Raw genomic sequence first — 6,469 nt, forward strand, 5'->3', positions numbered from 1 at the left:
TGCGTCCCTGTTAAACATCAAATGAACGGATCGCTGCAATCGATACTCCGGCAAATATTGCTGGCACAGTAAGCACAAGTTCGTCAAGTATCCGCTCTACGAAGGTTGTGTTGCCCGGCCGCGCTGCGGTCAATAAGCGATCGTCAAAATCGCCTACCAACGCTGCAGGGGTTCCTTTTAATCGGCATTTGTCTCTTTAGAACCGTCGCGACGCGAAAGATAGAAAACGACGGCCCCAAAAAACGCAAACACAATAAGCACTCCCAATAACAATGGAATGCCGAGCAGATAATTCAGTAACCAGGGAATCACGAGTTCGGCGACAACCACAATCCCGATGTGCCCAAGGAAGTCCGCTGCAATCGTTATCAAGTTGTCATCGCCAAGCTTGAAGTCGCCTGCTCCCTCCTCCGATCCGGGTCGTGGCGTTTGGCATTTGCTGCACACGTTATAGCCGAGTTCGGTTTCCGCACTGCACGAAGGGCAAATCCATGGCATCGTCGCTCTCTATCTCCATCAATGTGCTAGGGCATTTCGGGCTGGTCGTAGCGTTCGCCCGTCCGAGGATCATACAGCGTGCAGCCAAAACTGGCCATCATCGTGGTCCGCGCCAAAGGCCCAGCCATTTGCCTAGTACCGGGTAATCGAGATCTTTCCGCATACAGGACAACGACATGGGCCGCCTTCCGAGGTTCGCGAGGAAACATTCATCAATTACCTTTGCACGCAAGCTTGGCTAGTGTGGTTGCGAATGTTCTCCGGCGACTTCATTTTCACTGCTGCCGACATGTTCAATGTCGCTGATGTTTTGCATCGTGGTTTCCGCAATGCACTGCAATGCTTCTTGTGTAAAGAACGCTTGGTGACCGGTGATGATGACGTTCGGGAAAGTCAGCAGTCGAGACAGCGTATCATCGGGGATGACTTCGTTGGACAAATCTTCAAAGAAGAAATCAGACTCTTCCTCATAGACGTCGAGTCCGAGATGGCCGATTTTTCCGCTCTTTAATCCATCAACGACCGCATGCGTGTCAATCACCGCACCGCGACTGGTGTTGATGATCATCACCCCCTTTTTCATTTTTGCAATTGATTGGGCATTTATTAAGTGATGCGTTTGCGGCGTCAGCGGGCAGTGCAGCGAGATGATATCTGATTCGGCGAATAGTTTGGTCAGTTCGCAATACTCCATGCCAAGTTCGCGGCAATTCGCATTGGGAAACTCGTCGTAACCCAATAGCCGACAACCAAACCCTGACATGATCTTTGCGAACCCAGCACCAATCTTTCCTGTGCCGATTACTCCCACCGTGCGTCCGCAGAGATCAAAGCCAAGTAACCCACCGAGATAAAAATTGCCGTCGCGGACCCGTGCATAAGCACGATGGATTTTTCGATTTAGCGTCAAGATCAAACCGACCGTGTGCTCGGCCACTGCGTGCGGCGAGTATGCGGGAACGCGAACCACCTTGATCCCTAGTTCCCGAGCTATCGTGAGGTCGACGTTGTTGAAGCCAGCACATCTCAAGGCAACGATTCGCACGCCTCGCTCGGCAAGCGACCGCAGGACTGTCGCGTCGAGTTGATCGTTCACAAATACACAGACGGCTTGATGGCCGTCGGCCAGTTGTACGGTTTCGGATGTTAAACGCGGCTCTAGGAAGGTAAGTTCGTGTCCGAATGGTGTCGCGGCATCATTGAGAAAGTCGCGGTCATAGGACTTTGTGCTGAAAACAACGATCTTCATGGATGCTCGCCATCGGGTTGGAATAGGACGGGGACTTTGGTTCAAATCGACGGCGGTTGCCGCTGCATTCACCCGCCGCGGCAGTCGTGCTGAATTTGGTTCTGGGGGCCAGATGTGGGGGCACCCCATGGCTAAGTCTTGGCGGGTTCGTGTTGTCAGTCAATGGTTTGGAAAAGCCATTGGGCGTATTCGGCGAACATCATCAAGCGGACGAAAAAGTAGCGGCCGGTACGGTGAACGATGATTTGAGGCGTTGACGCGAAAAGATTTCGATATCATCAGTCAATTCGAAAAACACTGAATAGAATGGCTACTCCATAGCAAGTTTGTGTTCCTAAGCAGAGAGAGTCCATTGAAAAAGCTGTTGTTAATTTTGTTGTTTGTGGCCAACGTGGCGCAGGCGGAACGCTCGAGTTTTGATGACGGTTGGAAGTTTCAGCTTGGCGACATTTCCGGGGCCGAGGCAACTAGCTTTGACGATTCTCGCTGGCGAACGCTCGATGTGCCGCACGACTGGAGCATCGAAGGCGAGTATCGCAAAAATAATCCGATGGGGGGAACTGTGGCTATCTGCCGGCTGGGATCGGCTGGTACCGCAAGACGATCCCGGTGTCCGACGACTGGAAAGGAAGACATGTCGAGGTCGCCTTTGACGGCGTCTACATGAACAGCACGGTGTGGGCCAACGGCAAACGGCTCGGCACGCGGCCTTATGGATGGAGCTCGTTTGCCTACGACATCAGCGAACTCGTCGACTCGGCGGATGCGATCACGATCGCGGTACGAGTGGACAATGACAAACAGCCATCGGCTCGCTGGTACACCGGCAGCGGTATTTATGCCCACACTTGGATTGATGTGAAGGACAAAATTCACGTTGCCCATGATGGCGTCTTCGTCCGCACCTCCGGAGATACTGTCACGCTCGACGCAGAAGTGCGTAACACCACAGATGTACCGAAGTCGGTGGATGTCGAAGTGTCGATCGTTGACCCTTCCGGCAAAGCGGTCACGACTCAAACGAAGTCTTTGGAAATTAATTCGGACGGAAAACAAGTCTCGGATTTCGAGCTTCAAGTTTCGGATCCGGCACGGTGGGATCTCGATACACCGCATCTCTATTCAGCCATCGTGCGTCTATCGTCCGGCGGACAAACGCTCGATTCGGCGACGACCCGTTTCGGGTTCCGTGATATCCAGTGGAAACCCGACACCGGCATGTGGTTAAACGGAAAAAATGTCAAACTGCGAGGCGTCTGCAATCATCAGGATGCCGGTGCACTTGGGGCCGCAGTGCCAGACAAAATCTTGCGGTTTCGTATCGAGCAGCTCAAGGCAATGGGCTGCAACGCGATCCGCACATCACACAATCCTCAGACGCCACTGTTTTATGACATTTGTGACGAAGTTGGCATGCTCGTGATGGACGAGATTTTCGACGGCTGGAAAAAGAAAGCGGCACACGACTATGGCCGCTATCACTTTCGTGATTGGTGGCAGCGTGACTTGAGTGATTGGATCCGCCGCGACCGCAACCATCCGTCGGTTGTGATTTGGAGCGTGGGGAATGAAACGAGCGGTGCGGTCGGCGCCGATCTGGTCGAGCTCTGCCACAAACTTGATCCGACACGTCCCGTCACCTCGGGACATTCGGGGTCACAATGGATGGACGTCTATGGAGTCAACGGTGGCAGCGAACGAGTGGGCTGGTTTGACAATCTAAAGACTGACCGCGTCTTTATCGGCACCGAGAACACACATACCTGGCAGGTACGCGGCTATTATCGCACCAAAACTTGGTATCGCGACGGCGGTCCCGATGTCAACAAATCGGTTCACGAGATTCCCGATCTGACCGAAACCGAGGTCTTTACGCACGACTGGATTCGCGAAGCAGATCGCGGCCACCGCAAACAGGTCTTCAACTCCAGCTACGACAATGCAACCGTTCGCACCACGGCTCGACACAACATCGAACAACTACGCGACATTCCTCGATTTGCCGGATCGTTCCGCTGGACAGGCCACGACTATATCGGCGAAGCTTCGTATGTGCATGGCGGTTGGCCTTTCAAAGCCTTCATGGGCGGCGCGATCGACTTGGCCAATTTCGAAAAAGACTTGTTCTACCTTTACCAGAGCCAATGGACCGACGGGCCGATGGTGCACATCCTGCCGCACTGGACACATCCGAAGGTCGAAGCGCGAACCAACATTCCGGTGTGGGTTTATTCCACCTGTTCCGAAGTCGAACTGTTCTTGGACGGGCGGTCACTCGGCAAGCAGCAGCCGGGAAGCAAATGGAACGAAATGCAGTGCCAGTGGATGGTGCCTTGGACGCCAGGCCAGTTGAAGGCCGTTGGATACAACGATGGCAAAGCGGTTGCGGAAAAGACAATCCGCACTGCCGAGGCTCCGGCGAAGATTGCCCTGTCGGTGGACGGCGAGCCATTGTCCTCCGATGGCAAAGACATCGTGCAGGTCCGCGTGACGACGACGGATGAAACGGGCGAGATGTATCCGTACGGCGAAAACCGCACCTTCTTTAAAGTCATCGGTCCGGGGCGGATTCGTGCACTCGGTAACGGCAGTCCGGTCGACGTCGAAAAACATTTCCGGGCGGAAAGCCGGATTGCGTTCTACGGTCTGACCCGCGGCTACGTCGAGGCGACCGGCGAACCAGGCGACATCGCGCTGGTCGCAAGCTGCATTCTTGGTGAAAAGAAGCAGATTACGTCGAACAAGGTCCACATTGATACACAGGTGTTGGCACTCAGAGGTGATGCGCCGCACCCTAGCATTGAAGTGTTCTACACAACCGACGGGTCGGAACCGAGCCCGGAATCAACTCCCTACACTGGCGATTTCTCGGTGCCGCTTGGCACCACGGTGAAGGCGCTAGTCATGGTCAACGGCAAACCGTTCCAGCGTTTGCATGAGCGCTTTGCGGCGGATGAAGGCTTTGTTTGGAACAATCCATCGGATGCACCCGTCGCGACCGTCCCCGGCAGCGAACAAGCCGAAGACGCCGAACTCAGCGGAGCGAAGATCAAATCGCAAGGCAAAGGGTTTCATGGCAAAGGTTACATCGATTTCGGCCAATCGCAGGGAGCCTATGTGCAGTGGTATCAGGAAAACGATGGCGACGTCCGCCAAGCGGAACTGGTTATCCGCTACAGTGGAAAACATCCAAAACGACCGGGGCGGTATATTAAATTGTCGGTGAACGATCGGGTGGTCAAGGATCGGCTACTGCTGCCGAACACCCGAAACTGGGGCAATGACTGGAAAACCGTCCGTGTTCCCATTCGCATCGGACGTGGTGCGAACACCATCCGGCTGACGACGGTCGAAAACGGCGGAATGTATATCGATGAAATATCGATCGAATAATTGGTTTCGACCAAACAAGAATAGAAAGAATAGCGGAATGAAACGACTCAAGTGTAGCATTTTGATGGTGCTGTTTTTGTCAGCCATGGTGCCCCATGCCGGGGCGGAGGACGAACAGAAGATTCGCTTGCTGATCGACTCGGACGCCAACAATGAAACCGATGACCAGCACGCCATCGCCTACGCGTTGTTGAGTAAAGGCAGCTTCGACGTCGAGGGGCTTACCGTCAACAAAACGCACAATGGTGGTGATGTGGACGAGCAAATGGCCGAAGCTGTGCGTGTCGTCAAACTTTGCGGTTTCTATCCACAATTGCCCATGTTCAAAGGAGCCAACGGCAGCTTTGCTGGAATCCTGCCGCACATTCACGAAGATTCGTATGACGGCAAAGAAGCAGTCGATTTCATTATCACGCAAGCAAAGAAGAAATCCGATCGCAAACTCGTGCTGTTGCCGATTGGAAAATTGACCAACATCGCGTTGGCGCTCGCGAAAAATCCTTCGATCATCCCCAACGTCCGCATCGTTTGGCTTGGCTCGAACTACCCCCGCCCCGGCGAGTACAACATGACGGCGGATTTGACCTGTATCGACTACGTGTTGTCGCTTCCAGTGGACTTTGAAATGGTTACCGTTCGCTACAACGATCCATCGGGTAGCTGGGGAGTGAAAGCCTTCCAGCAAGACATTTTCGACAAGATGCCTGGAAAGGGACCCAAGGTCGACCTTTCTATCGAGGGGCGTCATGGCGGAACCTTTACAACGTTCGGCGACTATTCGGTCAGCCTTTATCGGCATGCGCCCCAGCACGGTGATCCGCCGTTCCGCTCCTTCTTTGACGCTACGGCCGTTGCCATCCTCAAGAACCCCGGATTTGGCCAAGCCGTCGAAGTCCCTCGCCCCGCGCTGCACAATCGCGGTTGGGTCGATCGCCCAAAGAATCCGCTCAAGATGGTGCTTTGGGAAGGCTTTGACTCCGCGGCCATCATGCAAGACTTTTACAACGTGATCGACGCCGCAACACCGAAATGATTGCGTGAAGCTGCTCTAGACATCGGAGTTTCGCTTTTAGTGAGGCGGTCCTGTGCGATGGGGTTGCGTGCGTGTGAGCCGGAGGGCCGCAAACGAGACTGGTTGCGGCAAGGCACCGTGCGGTCTGCAGCGATCGTTGTTGACTAGGCCAGCTTTTCTAGAAAGCTCTCGGCGTGGTGCAGATGTTGCTCTCGTTTATCATCATCCATTTTCTCCGCCATGCTGCACATCATCGCCCATCGCGGGTTCTTCCCAAGTTCATCCCGATGGATCCAGATCCAGCGCCAATACAATCC

Annotated in this window: 4 protein-coding genes; 2 read left to right on the top strand and 2 right to left on the bottom strand. The window is 54.2% G+C overall.

Features of this window, described 5'->3' with window-relative positions; translation table 11 throughout:
* Positions 1-177 precede the first annotated feature (177 nt).
* Together RMSM_RS06455 and RMSM_RS06460 are read right to left on the bottom strand one after the other, a co-directional pair.
* Positions 178-498, bottom strand: coding sequence for a zinc finger Ran-binding domain-containing protein (locus tag RMSM_RS06455; RefSeq protein WP_008693232.1), 321 nt, complete (start codon positions 496-498; stop codon positions 178-180).
* 238 nt (positions 499-736) lie between these two features.
* Entirely contained in the window at positions 737-1,747 is a 1,011-nt protein-coding gene (locus RMSM_RS06460) for a 2-hydroxyacid dehydrogenase (RefSeq protein WP_040764416.1), read from the bottom strand.
* A 609-nt stretch (positions 1,748-2,356) separates the two neighbouring features.
* Here RMSM_RS06460 and RMSM_RS06470 point away from each other — a divergent pair.
* On the top strand, positions 2,357-5,140 hold the full coding sequence (locus RMSM_RS06470) for a glycoside hydrolase family 2 TIM barrel-domain containing protein (RefSeq protein ID WP_236622029.1): 2,784 nt from the start codon (positions 2,357-2,359) through the stop codon (positions 5,138-5,140).
* A 37-nt stretch (positions 5,141-5,177) separates the two neighbouring features.
* Positions 5,178-6,173: a nucleoside hydrolase gene (locus RMSM_RS06475; RefSeq protein WP_008693238.1), complete on the top strand. Its 996-nt coding sequence runs from the start codon at positions 5,178-5,180 to the stop codon at positions 6,171-6,173.
* Positions 6,174-6,469: the final 296 nt, after the last annotated feature.

Origin of the sequence: Rhodopirellula maiorica SM1 (genome assembly GCF_000346295.1) — a bacterium.
GTDB classification, from domain to species: domain Bacteria; phylum Planctomycetota; class Planctomycetia; order Pirellulales; family Pirellulaceae; genus Novipirellula; species Novipirellula maiorica.